This window comes from Burkholderia sp. AU19243 (assembly GCF_018148075.1).
Taxonomy (GTDB): Bacteria; Pseudomonadota; Gammaproteobacteria; order Burkholderiales; family Burkholderiaceae; genus Burkholderia; species Burkholderia latens_A.
In genome coordinates this window covers 188859-205622 of the sequence record NZ_JAGSTV010000001.1, presented here as the reverse complement: position 1 = coordinate 205622, position 16764 = coordinate 188859, and the positions used below count along the sequence as shown (strand labels likewise).

Sequence of the window (16764 nt, the reverse complement as noted above, 5' to 3'; positions counted from 1 at the left end):
AAGGGGCGCTTTTACGTCGATGCGGCGTGGCGCGTGCGATTCACGCGTCGCCGGGCGCCGGATAGCGGACGTCGAGCACGTCGATCGGCTGCGGACCGGCCGGCGTCATCAGCGTGACCGTGTCACCGATCCTGGCCTTGATGAGCGCGCGCGCGACCGGTGAGATCCAGCTGACGTGACCGCGATCGAGATCGACCTCGTCGATCCCGACGATCGTGACGGTATGATCCTCGCCGTCCTCGGTCGCGTAATCGACGGTCGCGCCGAAAAACACCTGATCGACGTTCTCCTGCCGGCTCGCGTCGACGACTTCCGCGAGATCGAGCCGCTTCGTCAGGAAGCGGATCCGGCGGTCAATCTCGCGCAGCCGCCGCTTGCCGTAGATGTAGTCGCCATTCTCGGAGCGATCACCGTTCGACGCAGCCCACGACACAAGCCGCACGACCTCGGGACGCTCTACGTCGATCAGGTTCAGCAGTTCGTCCCGGAGCCGCTTGTGGCCGGCCGGCGTGATGTAGTTCTTAGTGCCCGCAGGAATCGCGGGCTGCCCCGCTTCGAGATCGTCGTCGTCGCCGTCCGACTCTTTGACAAACGCCTTGTTCATGATGCAGATTCAATACGTGGATGACCGATGCTTCAAGGTTACACGAAGGTGACCGCGCAAGATTGTGCGACATATTTCGCGAATAAGGCTTCCCTTTTTATACAACTCTGCTATACTTCCGCTTCTGCGTGCGGCTGTAGCTCAGTTGGATAGAGTACTTGGCTACGAACCAAGGGGTCGTGGGTTCGAATCCTGCCAGCCGCGCCACCTTTTTCGAGGGCCTTCCGAACCGAAGGCCCTTTCAGTTCGAAGTAGTAGCAGTTTTGTTGTTGCGTGCGGCTGTAGCTCAGTTGGATAGAGTACTTGGCTACGAACCAAGGGGTCGTGGGTTCGAATCCTGCCAGCCGCGCCACCTTTTTGGGGGCCTTCCCATCGTAGAAGGTTCCGACAGTTGAAGTAGTACCGCTTTGCGTGCGGCTGTAGCTCAGTTGGATAGAGTACTTGGCTACGAACCAAGGGGTCGTGGGTTCGAATCCTGCCAGCCGCGCCACCTCAGAAGGGCCTTCCTCCGGGAAGGCCCTTTTTTCTTTTCCGCTCCCCTCTTCTCGGTTGCGCACACGTGATCGCGGCACGCGGGCCGGTCATCGCGGCACCTGCACCGCGTGCGCATCGCATACAAAAACGGCGGCCTCGTGGCCGCCGTCGTAGCGTGGCTGCGACGCAATGCGCGGCTTCAGTAATCCTGCCGCTCGCGCTCGATGCGCATGCCGCCGTCGTGACGTGCATGCGCGCCGTCGTCGGTCGAGCGCTCGCGCATGATCCGCATCACATCCGGGTTGGTCCGTACGCGCCGCATCACGTTTGCAAGGTGCACGCGGTCGCTGACCTGGATCACGAAACGCAGCACCGTCGATTCGTGCGTCAGATCCTCGTCCATCGCGATGTGAACGATGTTCGCATCGGCCGACGTGATGTCCGCCGCGACGCGCGCGAAGATGCCCTTCGTGTTCTTCACGAGCGCCTTGACCGCGACGTCGAACAGACGGCCCGGCTGCGGCGCCCATTCGACGTCGATCCAGCGGCCCGGATCGCGGCGATGGATGCGCTGCGCGACACGGCAATCGGTCGTATGAATCGCCATCCCGAGGCCGATGCCGATGTAGCCCATGATCGCGTCGCCCGGAATCGGGCGGCAGCAGGCGGACAGCTGCACCGACATCCCTTCGGTGCCGGTAATGACGACCGGCGGCGCGTTGTGCACCGGATGACGCTCGGACTTCGGCAGATCGTCGTCCGCATCGCGGCCGCTCATCAGCACCTCGATGCGCTTGGCCATCACCGCGGCAACGCGGCGGCCAAGGCCGATGTCCGCAAAAATCTCCTGGCGGCTCTTGTTGCCCGTCCACTGCACGAGCTTTTCCCATACTTCCGGGCCGACGTCGGACAGCGCGAGCCCGTAGGCTTTCAGGCTTTGATCGACGAGTCGCTCGCCGAGCTGCACCGACTCGTTCAGGCGCATCGTCTTCAGGTAGTGACGAATCGCGGAGCGCGCCTTGCCGGTGCGCACGAATCCGAGCCACGCGGGGTTCGGCTTCGAATACGGTGCAGTGATCACCTCGACGATGTCGCCGCTCTTCAGCTCGGTACGCAGCGGCAGCAGTTCATTGTTGATCTTCACGGCCACGCACTGGTTGCCGAGATCGCTGTGGATCGAATACGCGAAATCGAGCGCCGTCGCGCCGCGCGGCAGCGCCATGATCTTCGACTTCGGCGTGAACACGTACACCGCATCCGGGAACAGATCGATCTTCACGTGCTCGAGGAATTCGCTCGAATCGCCGGCTTCGCTCTGAATGTCGAGCAGCGACTTCAGCCACTGGTGCGCACGCTTCTGCACGTCGTTCAGGTCGGCGCCGCCGTTCTTGTACAGCCAGTGTGCGGCCACACCGGCCTCCGCGATCTCGTGCATCTTGCGCGTGCGCACCTGGAACTCGATCGGCGCGCCGAACGGGCCGACGAGCGTCGTGTGCAGCGACTGATAGCCGTTGATCTTCGGAATCGCGATGTAGTCCTTGAACTTGCCGGGCACGGGCTTGTACAGCGCATGCAGCGCGCCGATGCACGTGTAGCAGTCGAGCGGGCTGTCGACGACGACACGAAAGCCATACACGTCGAGCACCTGCGAGAACGACAGCTGCTTGTCGCGCATCTTCCGGTAGATGCTGTAGATCGTCTTTTCGCGGCCGGTGATTTCGGCGTCGATCTTCGCGTCGGACATCGCGCGCTGCGCGGCCTCGAGGATCTTGCCGATCACTTCGCGGCGGTTGCCGCGCGCGGCCTTCACCGCTTTCTCGAGCGTCGCGTAACGATGCGGGTTGAAATTCGCGAAGCTCATGTCCTGCAGCTCGCGATACGTGTTGTTCAACCCGAGACGATGCGCGATCGGCGCGTAGATGTCGAGCGTTTCGCGGGCGACGCGGCGGCGTTTTTCCATCGGCACCGCGCCGAGCGTGCGCATGTTGTGCAGGCGATCGGCGAGCTTGACGAGGATCACGCGCACGTCGCGCGCCATCGCGAGCAGCATCTTGCGGAAGTTTTCCGCCTGCGCTTCCTCGCGGCTGCGGAACTCCATCTTGTCGAGCTTGGATAGCCCGTCGACCAGTTCGGCGACCTTCGGGCCGAACCGCTCGGCCAGCTCGCTCTTGGTCACGCCCTGGTCTTCCATCACGTCGTGCAAGAGCGCCGCCATCACGGCTTGCGCATCGAGCTTCCAGCCGGCGCAGATTTCCGCGACGGCGACGGGATGGGTGATGTAGGGTTCGCCGCTCTGGCGATATTGACCGAGGTGGGCTTCGTCGCTGAAGTGGAACGCCGCCTTGACCTCTTTGATTTCCTCCGGAGGGAGATACTCGGCAAGCGCGGCCGTCAGATTCGCGATCGAAACGACGCCGTGCTTGCGCGGCTGCTCCGGAGTGGCGGTCGGCCCGAACAGATGCCGGAAGGACTGTTCGAGGACCGCGTCGATGTACTGGCGCGCAGGCGACTGGGCCATGGCTTCGGTGGTCGAATCCGCGGAGGCGGACGATGGGGTGGTGCTCATATTCGCCTCCAGGTCGAGTCGTTGCGCGCAGGGATTACATGGCTGGAACGGGCCGGATGCGCGTTACACCGGCACCTTCTTCAGCATCTCGACGCCGACCTGGCCGGCAGCGATTTCGCGCAGCGCGACGACGGTGGGCTTGTCGCGGCTCTCGATCTTCGGCGTATGGCCTTGCGCGAGCTGCCGCGCGCGGTAGGTGGCGGCGAGCGCCAGTTCGAAGCGGTTGGGGATTTGCTTCAGGCAGTCTTCGACGGTAATGCGAGCCATGTTGGAAATTCCTTCTGAATATAGTCCTTATTCTACCTTATGTCCCTCAACCCCCGCGTCATTCCGCGTGGGGCAGATGGATGCCTAGCTCGATGAACAGCTCCGCATGTCGCGCGTACTGCGAAGCAAAGCGCAGGCGGGTCGCAGCGACGATGCATTCGAGCTCCGCCAGCGCACGATCGAAATTCTCGTTGATCACGACATATTCCGCTTCGGACGCGTGCGCCATCTCGCTGCCCGCGGCGAGCAGGCGTCGCGTGATCACGTTCGGCTCGTCCTGGCCGCGCTTTTTCAGACGCTCCTCGAGCGCGTCGAGCGACGGCGGCAGGATGAAGATGCCGACCGCGTTGCGGAACTGCTTCTTCACCTGCTGCGCGCCCTGCCAGTCGATTTCGAGCAGCACGTCGTGGCCGCTCGCCATCTGCTCTTCGATCCAGACGCGCGACGTGCCGTAGTAGTTGCCGTGCACTTCCGCGCTCTCGAGGAATTCATGCGCGGCGTGACGCGCGCGGAAATCCTCGACGGTCGTGAAGTGATAGTGCTGGCCATCCTGCTCGCCCGGGCGCGGCTTGCGTGTCGTGTACGAAATCGACAGACAGATGTCGCGGTCCTTCGACAGCAGCGCGTTCACGAGCGTCGACTTGCCGGCGCCCGACGGCGCGATGACCATGAACAGGTTGCCGGGATAGACGCCGCCGTGCAGCGCATGCGGCGCGTGGCCGTCGCGGTGTGGGTCGGTCATGTCAGCCTCCGCCGGGCCGCCCCAAGGCGGCTGACCGCCGCTTCGGGCGGCAGTGAACGCAGTGAGCGTGGGGGTCGTTTCATCTGTTACTCCAGGTTTTGCACTTGCTCGCGCATCTGCTCGATCAGCAGCTTCAGCGCCATCGATGCGTCGGCGAGTTCCTTCGCCGCCGCCTTCGATCCGAGCGTGTTCGCTTCGCGATTCAGTTCCTGCATCATGAAGTCGAGCCGCTTGCCGACGCGGCCGCCCTTCTCGATCACATGACGCGTTTCGTTCAAATGCGCGGTGAGTCGCGACAGCTCTTCCGCGATGTCGATTCGGATTCCGTACATCGTCACTTCCTGACGGATGCGCTCCGCGGCCTCCTCCCGCGTGACGTTCGCGGCGCTGCCTTCGGGCGCCGCGATACCGAGCGCTTCCTGCAGCCGCTCGACGATCTTCTGCTGATGCTTCGCGATCAGCTCCGGCACGAGCGGCGTGATACGCGCGACGATCGCTTCCATCTCGGTGACGTTGGCCAGCAGCATCGTCGCGAGCTGCGCGCCTTCGCGCGAACGCACGACGACGAGCTCGCCGATCGCTTCCTTGCCGCACGCGAGCACCGCGTCGCGAATCGCCTCGGCCGACACCCCGCTCTCGGCGAGCACGCCCGGCCAACGCAGGATCTCGCCCGCGCGCAGGCGGCCGACGCCCGGAAATGCGTCGAGCACGGAACGCTCCAGTTCGGCGAGCTGGCCGAGCGCGGTCTGGTTCAGCGCACCCGCGCCGATGCTCTGCTCGCCGCGCTGCAGATTGATGCGCACGTCGACCTTGCCGCGCGACAGTTTGTTCATCAGCATCTCGCGCAGCGCCGGCTCGCACGCGCGCACGTCGTCCGGCATGCGGAAATTCAGGTCGAGGAAGCGCGAGTTCACGGTGCGCAGTTCGACCGACACGCTGGTACCGCCGTTGCCGGCCGCCGTCGCGAGTTCGCGCGTCGCGCTCGCATAGCCCGTCATGCTGTAGATCATGGTTCGTCTCGCCGTCTGGGTGCCCTTTTCGGGCGGGAATATGTCGAGGCGCCCGGCGCATTCCAAGGCGCGGGGCGGGAAGCGCGCATTATCCCATTTTTGTGCCGCACCCCGCCGGGCGCGCGTGCCGTTCGGCGCTAAAATCGGGGTTTCCTCTTCCGTCCACGACTCCCCGATGACGTCTTCCCTGTCCCGCCCGAGCGGCCGCCGCGCCGACGAACTGCGCAAGGTCGCGCTCACCCGCCACTACACGAAACACGCCGAAGGCTCGGTGCTCGTCGAATTCGGCGACACCAAGGTGATCTGCACCGCAAGCGTCGCCGAACGCGTGCCCGAGTTCCTGCGCGAGCGCGGCCAGGGCTGGCTGACCGCCGAATACGGCATGCTGCCGCGCGCAACCCACACACGCAGCGACCGCGAAGCCGCCCGCGGCAAGCAGACGGGCCGCACGCAGGAAATTCAGCGCCTGATCGGCCGCGCGCTGCGCGCGGTGTTCGACCTCGACGCGCTCGGTCCGCGCACGATCCATATCGACTGCGACGTGATCCAGGCCGACGGCGGCACGCGCACCGCGAGCATCACCGGCGCATTCGTCGCCGCGCACGACGCCGTATCGAAGCTGATCGCGGCCGGCAAGCTCGCGCGCTCGCCGATCACCGACCACGTCGCCGCGATCTCGGTCGGCGTGTACGAAGGTGCACCGGTGCTCGACCTCGACTACGCGGAAGATTCGCAGTGCGACACCGACATGAACGTCGTGATGACGGGCGCCGGCGGTTTCGTCGAAGTCCAGGGCACCGCCGAAGGCGTGCCGTTCTCGCGCGCCGAGATGAATGCGCTGCTCGATCTCGCGCAAAGCGGAATCGGCCAGCTCGTGCAACTGCAGAAGGACGTGCTGGGCGCCGGCCATGTCTGACGATCGCACCGTCGCACCGCTGTCGCGCATCGTGCTCGCGTCCAACAACGCCGGCAAGCTGCGCGAATTCACCGCACTGTTTTCCACGGTCGGCATCGAGATCGTGCCGCAGGGCGACCTGGCCGTACCCGAAGCCGAAGAGCCGTTCGGCACGTTCATCGAGAATGCGCTGACGAAAGCGCGGCACGCCGCGCGCGTCACCGGGCTGCCCGCAATCGCCGACGATTCGGGCCTGTGCGTGCGTGCGCTGCGCGGCGCACCGGGGGTCTATTCGGCGCGATACGCGCAGCGCGCGGGCCGCGACAACGGCGACGCGGCGAACAATGCGTACCTCGTCGAGCAACTGCGCGGCGTCGACGACCGGCGCGCATACTATTGCTGCGTGCTCGCGCTCGTGCGTCACGCGGACGATCCCGAGCCGCTGTTCGCCGAAGGCCGCTGGGCGGGCGAGATCGTCGACACGCCGCGCGGCGAGCACGGATTCGGCTACGACCCGTATTTTTATCTGCCGTCGCTCGGCGCGACGGCGGCCGAGCTCGAGCCAGCCGTCAAGAACACGCACAGCCATCGCGCGCTCGCGCTGAAGGCGCTGCTCGCGCGGCTCGCAGAGGAACCCGCATGATCGTTTTCGTCACGCATTCGCAGCCGGAGGCCGTATGAGCCGGGCCGCGGAAACCGGCGCGCGCGTCGTCGCGACGTTCACGTCGCCCGGCCAGGTGCGACTCACGTCGCTGCCGCCGCTCGCGCTGTACGTGCATTTTCCGTGGTGCGTGCGCAAGTGCCCGTACTGCGATTTCAACTCGCACGAATGGAAAGGCGAGCGATTTCCCGAAACCGAGTATCTCGATGCGCTGCGCGCCGATCTCGAGCAGGCGCTGCCGCTCGTATGGGGGCGCCAGGTGCATACGGTGTTCATCGGCGGCGGCACGCCGAGCCTGCTGACGGCAGCCGGCCTCGATCGTTTGCTGTCCGACGTGCGTGCATTGCTGCCGCTCGACGCCGATGCGGAGATCACGCTCGAAGCGAATCCCGGCACATTCGAGGCCGCGAAGTTCGCGCAGTTTCGTGCGAGCGGCGTGAACCGCCTGTCAGTCGGCATCCAGAGCTTCAACGAAGGGCATCTGAAGGCGCTCGGCCGCATTCACGACACCGCGCAGGCGCGCGCGGCCGTCGAGATCGCCGCGAAGACGTTCGACAACTTCAACCTGGACCTGATGTTCGCGCTGCCGAACCAGACGCTCGACGAATGCCGGGCCGACATCGAAACCGCGCTGTCTTACGCGCCGCCGCATCTGTCGCTGTATCACCTGACGCTCGAGCCGAACACGCTGTTCGCGAAGTTCCCGCCGGCGGTGCCCGACGACGACGCGTCGGCCGACATGCAGGAGTGGATTCACGCACGCACGGCCGAGGCCGGGTACGAGCGCTACGAGGTGTCCGCGTATGCGAAGCCGAACCATCAGTGCAAGCACAACCTGAATTACTGGCGTTTCGGCGACTATCTCGGGATCGGCGCGGGCGCGCACACGAAGCTGTCGTTCCCGAACCGGATCCTGCGGCAGGCGCGCTACAAGCATCCGGCGACCTTCATCGAGCAGGCGATGGCCGGCACGCCGGTGCAGGAAGAGCGAGAAGTGGGCGCGCGCGACCTGCCGTTCGAGTTCATGCTGAACACGCTGCGGCTCGTCGAGGGCTTCCCAGTGCACAGCTTCGTCGAGCGTACCGGTTTGCCGATCGGCACGATCGAGCCGGCGCTGCAGGAAGCGGAGCGGCGCGGGCTGATCACGCGCGATTTCGCGCAAATCGCGCCGACCCCGCTTGGCCAGCGTTTCCTCAACGATCTGCAGGAATTGTTCCTGCGCGACGATTGACGCGGAACGACGCGACATTTCGGTTACAATGCCGCCTCGTGTGGAAGCGTGGCCGAGCGGTTTAAGGCACTGGTCTTGAAAACCAGCGACGGGAAACTGTCCGTGAGTTCGAATCTCACCGCTTCCGCCACGCAATTCGCCAAACCCCGTCCATTCATCGAATGACGGGGTTTTTGTTTGCCCGCTGCATTTTTTTGCCGCATCGCGCGCCCAACGGCCCGACGCATCGCCGCCGATGCCGTTACAATCCGGCGCTCCGAACCGCGAAACGGGAAACCACGTCATGAAGCCCTTCATCGCCTCGGCGCTCGCCGCCCTGCTCGCCGCTGCCTGCACGCACGCAGCGGCCGCCGACTCTGCCTCCGGCGCCGACGCGCCGACGCCGTCGTGCGCGATCGCGTACGTGAAGGGCGTCGGCGGCTCGCCGCGCAGCCTGCGCGAATATCTCGCGAGCCCGACGCCGTACAACTACCTGAAGGAAAACGAACTCCAGTGCAAGGTGTCGGACGACGGCCGCGCGTCTAACTGCACCGGCGTCACCTATATCCGCAACGAGCAGGTCAGCGTGTACGACGATTCCGACCCGGCCACGCTGACGGTCGTCGCGCCGGTCGAACTCGAGCACGGCGAGAAGTATCCGGTGATCCTCGTCGTGCAGCGCAAGGACGCACGCTGCACGCGGTAATGCGGGGCGCGGCCCGCATCGCGCCATGGCCTCGCCGGACGGCGCGTCATCGCCTAGAATTCGATCAGCACGGCGACACGACCGCCGCCGCGACTCGATGCCGTTCGCGCCATCCGCGCGTGCGGCGCACGGAGACCGCCATGACCGAACTGTCGACCGCGACCGATCACGTCGATTACGAAGGCTTCGAGATCCACGTCGTACCGGGCCTCGTTCCCGGCAGCGACGCGCGCTATACGTACACCGGCTACGTATGCCATCCGGGCGTGAATCCGGCCCTCCCCGATCATGCGGTGCCGTTTCACGCGGACGGCGAGGAAAGCTTCGCGAACGCCGACGACGCGATTCGCGAGGCCGTGCACATCGGCAAAAGCATCATCGACGGCACGCATCCGGACCTGTCCGTTCTGTCGCTCGTGACGCACGGCTACTGAGCGCATCCGACTGTGCCGCCATCGCCGCTTCGCGGCGAGCGGGCACGCGCGTTGCGCACGCGTCGCGTGCCGTCAAACATCACATCACTTCAGAACGCCGCCCGCCGCACAGCCGGGCGATCGTTCGCGCGCATGCCGTCACGCATCGCGCGTTATGCGTTTCTCCCGATAACGCGCCGCGCCGGGGCGACTATCATTTTTTTATAGTCACCCTCCGGTTCACCTCCCATGCTGCCTCTATCCCGCCCGGGCGCCGACCGGCCGCGCATTGCCGCGCTGGTCGCCGCGCTGTTGCTTGCTGCCTGCACGATCACGCCGCCGCCTTCGCTGCACTCGGTGGTGACGATCCCGTCGATCACGCGCGGCGCGAATCTCGACCAGTACCGCGTGGAAGTCGCGCGGTGCGTTGCCGAGCACAATCCGTCCGCCGTATCGCGCGGCACACCGCAGGCGATGCTGCGTTCGCTCGTCGTCGTCGCGTTCACCGTCGATCGCGGCGGCCGCCTCCTCAATGCGTCCGTCTATCGGAGCAACGGCGACAGCGAAGCGGAAGCGCTCGCGCTCGCATCGCTGCGCCGCTCGGCGCCGTTGCCGGCGCCGCCGTCGAGACTGCTGGACGGCGACGGACGGATCGAGCTGATGGAAGGCTGGCTGTTCAACGACGACGGCCGCTTCCAGTTGCAGAGCACCGCGTCCGCGCAAGCCCAGTCGATCGACTGAGCCGCACGCCGCCCGCGATTGCCGCCATGTCGCGGCGCTGGCTATAATTTTCCGCAATCGCGCGGCCACCTTCCGCGCGCGCGTTCGCGCGCCGCACCCGGCATGCGAGCCGACCACGCCGGCACCGGGCGGCGGCGACCTATCCGTCTCCATCGTCGACCGGCGGGTGACGTCCGCGCCACGGCGCGCGCTCACGCCGCCACCGCATCATCCGCCCGGCTGCATCCGGCAGGCATCCGCGCCTGCCCGACCGCACGCCCCAACGACAAAACGGAGACATCCATGTCCGCATCTCCCCCGGCCGTTGCACACGCAACCGGTTCGGCCGCCGCCGTCAGCCACCGGCGCATCGTGTTCGCCAGCTTCATCGGCACCGCGATCGAGTTCTACGATTTCTATGTGTACGCAACCGCCGCGGCACTCGTCATCGGCCCCGTGTTCTTTCCGCACGGCTCGGCGACCGCGCAGGCGCTGTCCGCATTCGTCACGTTCGGCATCGCATTCATCGCACGACCGATCGGTTCGTTCCTGTTCGGCCACTTCGGCGACCGGATCGGCCGCAAATCGACGCTTGTCGCGTCGCTGCTCGTAATGGGCGTATCGACTACCGCAATCGGCTTCGTGCCCGGCTACGACGCGATCGGCACGCTCGCGCCGGTACTGCTGTGCGTGCTGCGCTTCGGCCAGGGGATCGGCCTCGGCGGCGAATGGGGCGGCGCGGCGCTGCTGGCGACCGAGCATGCGCCGCAAGGCAAACGCGGCTGGTTCGGGATGTTTCCGCAGCTCGGGCCGTCGGTCGGCTTCCTGATGTCGAACGGTCTGTTCTTCGCGCTCGCGCTGTCGCTGTCCGACGAACAGTTCCGCAGCTGGGGCTGGCGTATCCCGTTCCTCGTCAGCGCGGTGCTCGTCGCGCTCGGCCTGTACGTGCGGCTGAAGATCAGCGAAACGCCGGCGTTCCAGGCCGCGCTCGACCGCAACGAGCGCGTGCGCGTGCCGGTCGCGGCGCTCGTGTCGCAGCACTGGCAGCCGACGTTGCTCGGCGCGCTCGCGATGGTGGTCTGCTACACGCTGTTCTATATCTCGACCGTGTTTTCGCTGTCGTACGGCGTGTCGGCGCTGCATATTCCGCGCCAAAGCTTCCTCGGGCTGCTGTGCTTCGCCGTCGTGTTCATGGGGCTTGCGACACCGCTGTCGGCGTGGGCGTCGGACCGCTTCGGCCGCAAGCCGGTGCTCATCGCCGGTGCAATTGCCGCGCTGCTGTCCGGCTTCGCGATGGAACCGCTGCTCGGCAGCGGCTCGATGCCGCTCGTCGCGCTGTTCCTCACGATCGAGCTATTCCTGATGGGCGTGACGTTCGCGCCGATGGGTGCGCTGCTGCCCGAACTGTTCCCGACCAACGTCCGCTACACGGGTGCGGGCGTCGCATACAACCTTGGCGGGATTCTCGGCGCGTCGATTGCACCGTACATCGCGCAACTGCTTGCCGCGCGAGGTGGGCTGTCGTGGGTCGGCGGCTACGTGTCGGTCGCGGCGGCGATCAGCGTAATCGGTGTGCTGTTGATGCGCGAGACCCGCGACACGTCGCTGCTCTGACCTTCGGGGCGCCCCGGGTTGTGCAGCGGGCGGCGCTGCCTATACTCGATTCCGGGGCGCCGCCGTGCGCACACGGGTTCGCTTCCCGAAGGAGCCGCCGCGATAAACGTTCATCTCAACAATGCCGACCTCGTCATGATCCTCGCGCTCGCGCTGGGCGGCGCGCTGCTGCTCGCGGCGCGCTTGCGACCGAAAACCTGGCGGGGTTTGCTGTTCGACGCATTGCTGGCGAATCTGGCGGCCATCGCCGCCGTGGTCGCCGTCGAGGCGCTGCTCGCCTGAACCGGCCAGCGTTACCACGCGCGCCGGTTCGCGCCGCCAATCGGCGCTACGCCGTCAATCGAGCGCGCAACGCGCCATACGCCGGGCAGACTGCATCGATGGCATCAAGCGCCTGCGCAACCGACGGCGGTGCACCAGGCTCTCCGATCGACAGCGCGTTCGGCGCGCCGCCGATCCCGCAATGGTGGCGCGACGTCGCAACGAAAATCATCACGGTCGGGCGCTTCAGTGCATGGGCCATGTGCACGAACCCCGTGTCGACCCCCACCACCAGCGCGGCCCGGCCGATCGCAGCGCCCAATTCGCGCACCGACATTGCCGGCAGCACAACCGCGCCGGGCGCGCGCGCGGCAATGTCGCGCGCATCGTCATGCTCGGCCGCCGATCCCCACGGCAGCAGCACGCGCAAGCCACGCGCCATCATCTGCGTCGCGAGCGCGGCCCAGTGATTGGCCGGCCATTGCTTGTCAGGGTTCGACGTCGCGTGAAACAGCAGCATGAACGGCGCGCCGTCGGTCACGGCAGCCGGCAGGCTCGCAACCTGCGGCGCGACCACACCATAGTCGGCAATGCCTTGCGGGACATAGCCCAGCGCCTCGCCCGCGCTCACGCGCATCCCGTGCCAAGCGTCGCAGTCGGGCCGCGGGCCGAACCGATGTGAATACGCGAAACGCGCGCCCGTCTCACCGAGATCCTGCGTTTGATAGCCGAACCGGCGCACGGCGCGCGCGAGCGCGGAGATGATCGCGCTCTTGTAGACCCCGTGCAGGTCGATGACCGCATCGTAACGGTGCGCGCGCAGCGCGCCGATCGACGCCGAAATCGCCTTCAGGTCGCCGCCGTTGCGCAGCTTCTTGAACCGCCGCAGCGGTGCGCAAAGCACGTTGGTCACGCCCGGGTGCCAGCGCACGACTTCGGCGCACGACTCGTCGACGGCCCAGTCGACCTGAACGCCGGCAAAAGCGCGATGGAGGTCCGCGACGACGGGCAGCGTCTGGACGACATCGCCGAGCGACGTCACTTTCACGATGAGGATACGTTTCACGTTTCTTGTGGGAATGGGGGGTGGACGGCCATTTGGTGATGCTAACGATGCTTGCCGCGCCGATACATTACATCGACATTACATTTGCAACAAATTGCATCTCGTTTGTGAATAATTGTCGAGTCCGGACGGATCCCATTCTTTTTATAATGCGTCTTTGCCTGCCGGCCCGGTTCCCCGATGCAACGCCCCTCTCTCGCCGCCCTGCTTCCCGGATTGTTTCCCGCCCTCACGCGCCGCTCGCTGCGGATCTGGCGCCAGTACGGCGTGTTCTGGCTGGGTGCGATCGCGGTTGGCCTCGCAGCCGTATTGTATGCGCGACTGATCGACTGGGGCTACGACGCCTTCCGCACGATGCGCGCGCATGCCGCGTGGCTGCCGTTGCTGCTGACGCCGGCGATCGCCGCGGCGTCGGCGTGGCTCACGCGCCGCTTCTTCCGCGGCGCCGAGGGCAGCGGGATCCCGCAGGTCATCGCAACGCTGCATGCCAGCCCGAGTTCATTCGGCGCGCGGCTTCTGACGCTGCGCATCCTGTTCGGCAAGGTGCTGATTTCGCTGATGGGGATCCTCGGCGGGTTCACGATCGGCCGCGAAGGCCCCACCGTGCAGGTCGGCGCGGCACTGATGTTCAATCTGCGGCGTTTCTATCCGCGCTCGAATGCGCTGATCGAACGGCAGCTCGTGCTCGCGGGCGCGGCCGCGGGCCTGTCGGCGGCGTTCAATACGCCGCTTGCCGGGATCGTGTTCGCGATCGAGGAACTGACCCGCAGCTTCTCCGCGCGTGCAAGCGGCGTGCTGATTACCGCGATCATCCTGGCGGGCGTGGTCGCGCTCGGTCTGAACGGCAACTACACGTACTTCGGCACGATCGATGCGGGCCAGCATTTCCCGAAGATGCTCGCCGTCGCCGTGCTGGTCACGGCGATCGTTACCGGGATCGCCGGCGGCCTCTTCAGCTGGCTTCTGCTCAATACCGGGCGCTGGCTGCCCGCGCGCGTGCTCGGCCTCTATCGCGAGCGCCCGATCGCGTTTGCGGCGCTGTGCGGCTTCGTGATCGCCGTCGTTGGCATCGTATCGGGCGGGACGACGTTCGGCAGCGGCTATGCGGAGGCGCGCGGCCTGCTCGACGGCCACGAACAGCTGTCGCTGTTCTATCCGGTCCTGAAGATGGTGTCGATGGTGGCGTCGTATCTGCCGGGGATCCCTGGCGGCATCTTCGCGCCGTCGCTGTCGATCGGCGCAGGCTTCGGCAACGTGCTGCACGTCGTGTTCGACGACATGAGCCTGCCGATGCTGATCGCGCTCGCGATGGTCGGCTATCTCGCGGCGGTCACGCAGTCGCCGATCACATCGTTCGTGATCGTGATGGAAATGATCAACGGCCACGCGCTCGTGATTTCGCTGATGGCCACCGCGCTGGTGTCGAGCCGCGTCGCGCGCTTCTTCGCGCCGCCGCTTTACGAAACGCTCGCGCAGCGCTATCTCGCGCCGCCGCCGGCCGCCGCGCCGCACGCGGCCGATTCGGCGCAAGCTGCCGAGGAAACTGCAACGGCGACCAGCGTGACCGAGCCGCAGGATGCGGCGGCGGCGCCCGCCGATCCGCTCGACACGCTGCGCGAACAACCCGCGAACGCATCGGACGTTCCGGCGGCAACCCACGGGGCCGCTCCGGCAGCGGCGACGCAGGAGCGCGACGACCCGCCCGCTTCGGACGCGAACGGCGCCGCGCAGACGGGCCCGCGCGAACCTCAGTAAATGACGACAGGTGCCGGCCGATAGTAGACGGGACGCGCCGGCACGACGATGCAGCCGGCGACGGTGATCGCGACGAGCGCGATGGCGATGGCGGTTTTCTTCATCGTGCGCGCCCGTTACGCCCAGTGGCCGCGCGTCCAGAACCAGTTCGGACCACGCTGGTCCCAATGGCCCGGCACCCAGTGCATGCCGATCCGTTCGGCTTCCCAATGGCCGCCAATCCAGACGTAGCGCCCATGATCCCAATGCCAGTGGCCGCGCTCCCACACATAGCCGACGCGGGCGTCAGGCACGACCTCGTAGCGCACGGGCGGCGGCGCGTTCGGCGCAACGACGACGATTTCTTCGGCAGGGGCGGCCACGGGCTCGGCGACGATCATGCGGCCGGACTGCACGAGCACCGGCGCGCCGACGAGAATTTCGTCCGCGCGGGCGGCGAGCGGCGCGACGATGGCGGACAGGCCCGCGGCGAGCAGCGCGAGAGAAACGATACGGCGTTGAACGGTAGAGACAGCCATCACAACCTCCTGATTGACGAATGACGCGAACGTATTCACTTCAATGCGGGAGGACGGCGAACGGCAGACAGACGCCGTGTTACGGCGAGCCCGAAAGTGCAACAGGGCGTAAGACGCGCACGGCGGCGTACACCGCCGTGCGGGGGAAAGCGGCAACGTTCAGGCTTGCGGGATCTCGATCTTCACTTCGAGGACTTCGAGATCGTCCTGCCGCTCAAGGCTCACGCGGATGTCGTCGTTCGAAATATGGACGTACTTCGAGATGACCGCGACGAGTTCTTTCTGCAGCGCCGGCAGGTAATCGGCCGGCGGACGGCCGCCGACCCGCTCGTGCGCGATGATGAGCTGCAGGCGCTCCTTCGCGACCGATGCGGACTTCTTCTTCTCGCCGAGGAGAAACGAAAGGATGGACATGGACGGCCTCCGTTACTTGCTGCCGAAGAGGCGCTGCAGCAGGCCCGGCTTCTGGTAGTCGGTGAAGCGCAGCGGCTTGTCTTCGCCGAGGAATCGGGCGACCACGTCCTTGTACGCTTCCGCGACGTCGGTGCCGTCGATATGCACGGCCGGCAAACCCTGGTTCGACGCATGCAGCACGGCTTCCGATTCAGGCACCACGCCGATCAGCTTGATGCGCAGGATCTCGCTGATGTCCTCGAGCGACAGCATCTCGCCTTCGCTCACGCGCTTCGGGCTGTAACGCGTGATCAGCAGGTGTTCCTTGATCGGCTCCTTGCCTTCGGTCGCGCGCTTCGTCTTCGACGACAGAATGCCGAGAATGCGGTCCGAGTCGCGCACCGACGACACTTCCGGGTTCGTGACGATCAGCGCTTCGTCCGCGAAGTACATCGCGTGCAGCGCGCCGGCTTCGATACCGGCCGGCGAATCGCAGACGATGTATTCGAAATCCATCGCGGCCAGGTCGTTCAGCACCTTCTCGACGCCGTCACGCGTGAGCGCATCTTTGTCGCGCGTTTGCGACGCCGGCAGGATGAACAGGTTCTCGCACTTCTTGTCCTTGATCAGCGCCTGATTCAGGTTCGCTTCGCCCTGGATCACGTTGACGAGGTCGTACACCACGCGCCGCTCGCAGCCCATGATGAGATCGAGGTTACGCAGGCCGACGTCGAAGTCGATCACGGCCGTCTTGTGGCCGCGCAGCGCGAGGCCGGACGCGAAGCTCGCGCTGGTCGTCGTCTTGCCCACGCCGCCCTTGCCCGAAGTCACCACGATGATTTTTGCCATTTACCCAATACCCTGTGTTCGTCAATGAGAGCCGATCGAT

18 protein-coding genes and 4 tRNA genes are annotated in these 16764 nt (G+C 66.0%); 13 read left to right on the top strand and 9 right to left on the bottom strand.

From position 1 onward, the window contains the following. Window positions 1–40: 40 nt before the first annotated feature. Window positions 41–604: a transcription elongation factor GreB gene (greB, locus tag KDW55_RS00985; protein WP_069241089.1), complete on the bottom strand. Its 564-nt coding sequence runs from the start codon at window positions 602–604 to the stop codon at window positions 41–43. Between the two features lie 130 nt (window positions 605–734). Here greB and KDW55_RS00980 point away from each other — a divergent pair. From KDW55_RS00980 to KDW55_RS00970, 3 genes are all read left to right on the top strand, one after another. Then, window positions 735–811 (top strand) — tRNA-Arg (locus tag KDW55_RS00980). A 68-nt stretch (window positions 812–879) separates the two neighbouring features. Continuing rightward, window positions 880–956: transfer RNA gene (locus KDW55_RS00975), tRNA-Arg, on the top strand. Between the two features lie 61 nt (window positions 957–1017). Then, window positions 1018–1094, top strand: a tRNA-Arg gene (locus KDW55_RS00970). A gap of 183 nt (window positions 1095–1277) precedes the next feature. Here KDW55_RS00970 and KDW55_RS00965 read toward each other — a convergent pair. The 4 genes from KDW55_RS00965 to KDW55_RS00950 form a co-directional block, all read right to left on the bottom strand. After that, a complete protein-coding gene (locus KDW55_RS00965; RefSeq protein ID WP_040143655.1) occupies window positions 1278–3644 on the bottom strand; it encodes a bifunctional (p)ppGpp synthetase/guanosine-3',5'-bis(diphosphate) 3'-pyrophosphohydrolase in 2367 nt (788 codons plus the stop codon). Between the two features lie 63 nt (window positions 3645–3707). Next, complete coding sequence (rpoZ, locus tag KDW55_RS00960) at window positions 3708–3911, bottom strand: DNA-directed RNA polymerase subunit omega (RefSeq protein ID WP_006025620.1); 204 nt, start codon at window positions 3909–3911, stop codon at window positions 3708–3710. A 58-nt stretch (window positions 3912–3969) separates the two neighbouring features. Further along, a complete protein-coding gene (gmk, locus tag KDW55_RS00955; RefSeq protein WP_040143654.1) occupies window positions 3970–4653 on the bottom strand; it encodes a guanylate kinase in 684 nt (227 codons plus the stop codon). Window positions 4654–4739: 86 nt separating this feature from the next. After that, window positions 4740–5663 carry a YicC/YloC family endoribonuclease gene (locus KDW55_RS00950; protein WP_040143653.1) on the bottom strand — a complete coding sequence of 308 codons (924 nt, stop codon included), beginning with the start codon at window positions 5661–5663 and terminating at the stop codon, window positions 4740–4742. Window positions 5664–5838: 175 nt separating this feature from the next. On the opposite strand from KDW55_RS00950, the gene rph reads away from it, so the two are divergent. The 9 genes from rph (at window position 5839) to KDW55_RS00905 (ending at window position 12164) form a co-directional block, all read left to right on the top strand. Further along, complete coding sequence (gene rph / locus KDW55_RS00945; protein ID WP_040143652.1) at window positions 5839–6579, top strand: ribonuclease PH; 741 nt, start codon at window positions 5839–5841, stop codon at window positions 6577–6579. Continuing rightward, on the top strand, window positions 6572–7201 hold the full coding sequence (gene rdgB, locus KDW55_RS00940) for an RdgB/HAM1 family non-canonical purine NTP pyrophosphatase (protein WP_059543865.1): 630 nt from the start codon (window positions 6572–6574) through the stop codon (window positions 7199–7201). The genes rph and rdgB overlap by 8 nt, the downstream gene beginning before the upstream one ends. Before the next feature lie 34 nt (window positions 7202–7235). Beyond that, window positions 7236–8450 (top strand): radical SAM family heme chaperone HemW, encoded by a 1215-nt coding sequence (hemW, locus tag KDW55_RS00935; RefSeq protein WP_212159821.1) that lies wholly within the window; start codon window positions 7236–7238, stop codon window positions 8448–8450. A gap of 42 nt (window positions 8451–8492) precedes the next feature. After that, window positions 8493–8580, top strand: a tRNA-Ser gene (locus KDW55_RS00930). A 153-nt stretch (window positions 8581–8733) separates the two neighbouring features. After that, window positions 8734–9135: a hypothetical protein gene (locus KDW55_RS00925; protein WP_212159820.1), complete on the top strand. Its 402-nt coding sequence runs from the start codon at window positions 8734–8736 to the stop codon at window positions 9133–9135. A 140-nt stretch (window positions 9136–9275) separates the two neighbouring features. Further along, a complete protein-coding gene (locus KDW55_RS00920; protein ID WP_059543868.1) occupies window positions 9276–9569 on the top strand; it encodes a hypothetical protein in 294 nt (97 codons plus the stop codon). Between the two features lie 228 nt (window positions 9570–9797). Then, window positions 9798–10289, top strand: a complete 492-nt coding sequence (locus tag KDW55_RS00915; protein ID WP_040143647.1) for an energy transducer TonB — start codon at window positions 9798–9800, stop codon at window positions 10287–10289. A 282-nt stretch (window positions 10290–10571) separates the two neighbouring features. After that, window positions 10572–11882: an MFS transporter gene (locus KDW55_RS00910; RefSeq protein WP_040143646.1), complete on the top strand. Its 1311-nt coding sequence runs from the start codon at window positions 10572–10574 to the stop codon at window positions 11880–11882. Window positions 11883–11984: 102 nt separating this feature from the next. Continuing rightward, complete coding sequence (locus KDW55_RS00905) at window positions 11985–12164, top strand: hypothetical protein (RefSeq protein ID WP_040143645.1); 180 nt, start codon at window positions 11985–11987, stop codon at window positions 12162–12164. A gap of 46 nt (window positions 12165–12210) precedes the next feature. On the opposite strand, the gene waaC is transcribed toward KDW55_RS00905, so the two are convergent. Further along, entirely contained in the window at window positions 12211–13209 is a 999-nt protein-coding gene (waaC, locus tag KDW55_RS00900; RefSeq protein ID WP_209821499.1) for a lipopolysaccharide heptosyltransferase I, read from the bottom strand. A gap of 180 nt (window positions 13210–13389) precedes the next feature. Here waaC and KDW55_RS00895 point away from each other — a divergent pair, with 180 nt between their 5' ends. Further along, the gene (locus tag KDW55_RS00895) at window positions 13390–14964 is read left to right on the top strand and encodes a chloride channel protein (RefSeq protein ID WP_040143643.1); all 1575 of its coding nucleotides are present in this window, start codon (window positions 13390–13392) and stop codon (window positions 14962–14964) included. 116 nt (window positions 14965–15080) lie between these two features. On the opposite strand, the gene KDW55_RS00890 is transcribed toward KDW55_RS00895, so the two are convergent. The 3 genes from KDW55_RS00890 to minD form a co-directional block, all read right to left on the bottom strand. After that, window positions 15081–15482 carry a YXWGXW repeat-containing protein gene (locus KDW55_RS00890; protein ID WP_040144900.1) on the bottom strand — a complete coding sequence of 134 codons (402 nt, stop codon included), beginning with the start codon at window positions 15480–15482 and terminating at the stop codon, window positions 15081–15083. 159 nt (window positions 15483–15641) lie between these two features. After that, on the bottom strand, window positions 15642–15896 hold the full coding sequence (gene minE / locus KDW55_RS00885; protein ID WP_006486661.1) for a cell division topological specificity factor MinE: 255 nt from the start codon (window positions 15894–15896) through the stop codon (window positions 15642–15644). 12 nt (window positions 15897–15908) lie between these two features. Continuing rightward, window positions 15909–16724: a septum site-determining protein MinD gene (gene minD, locus KDW55_RS00880; RefSeq protein ID WP_040143641.1), complete on the bottom strand. Its 816-nt coding sequence runs from the start codon at window positions 16722–16724 to the stop codon at window positions 15909–15911. Window positions 16725–16764 lie beyond the last annotated feature (40 nt).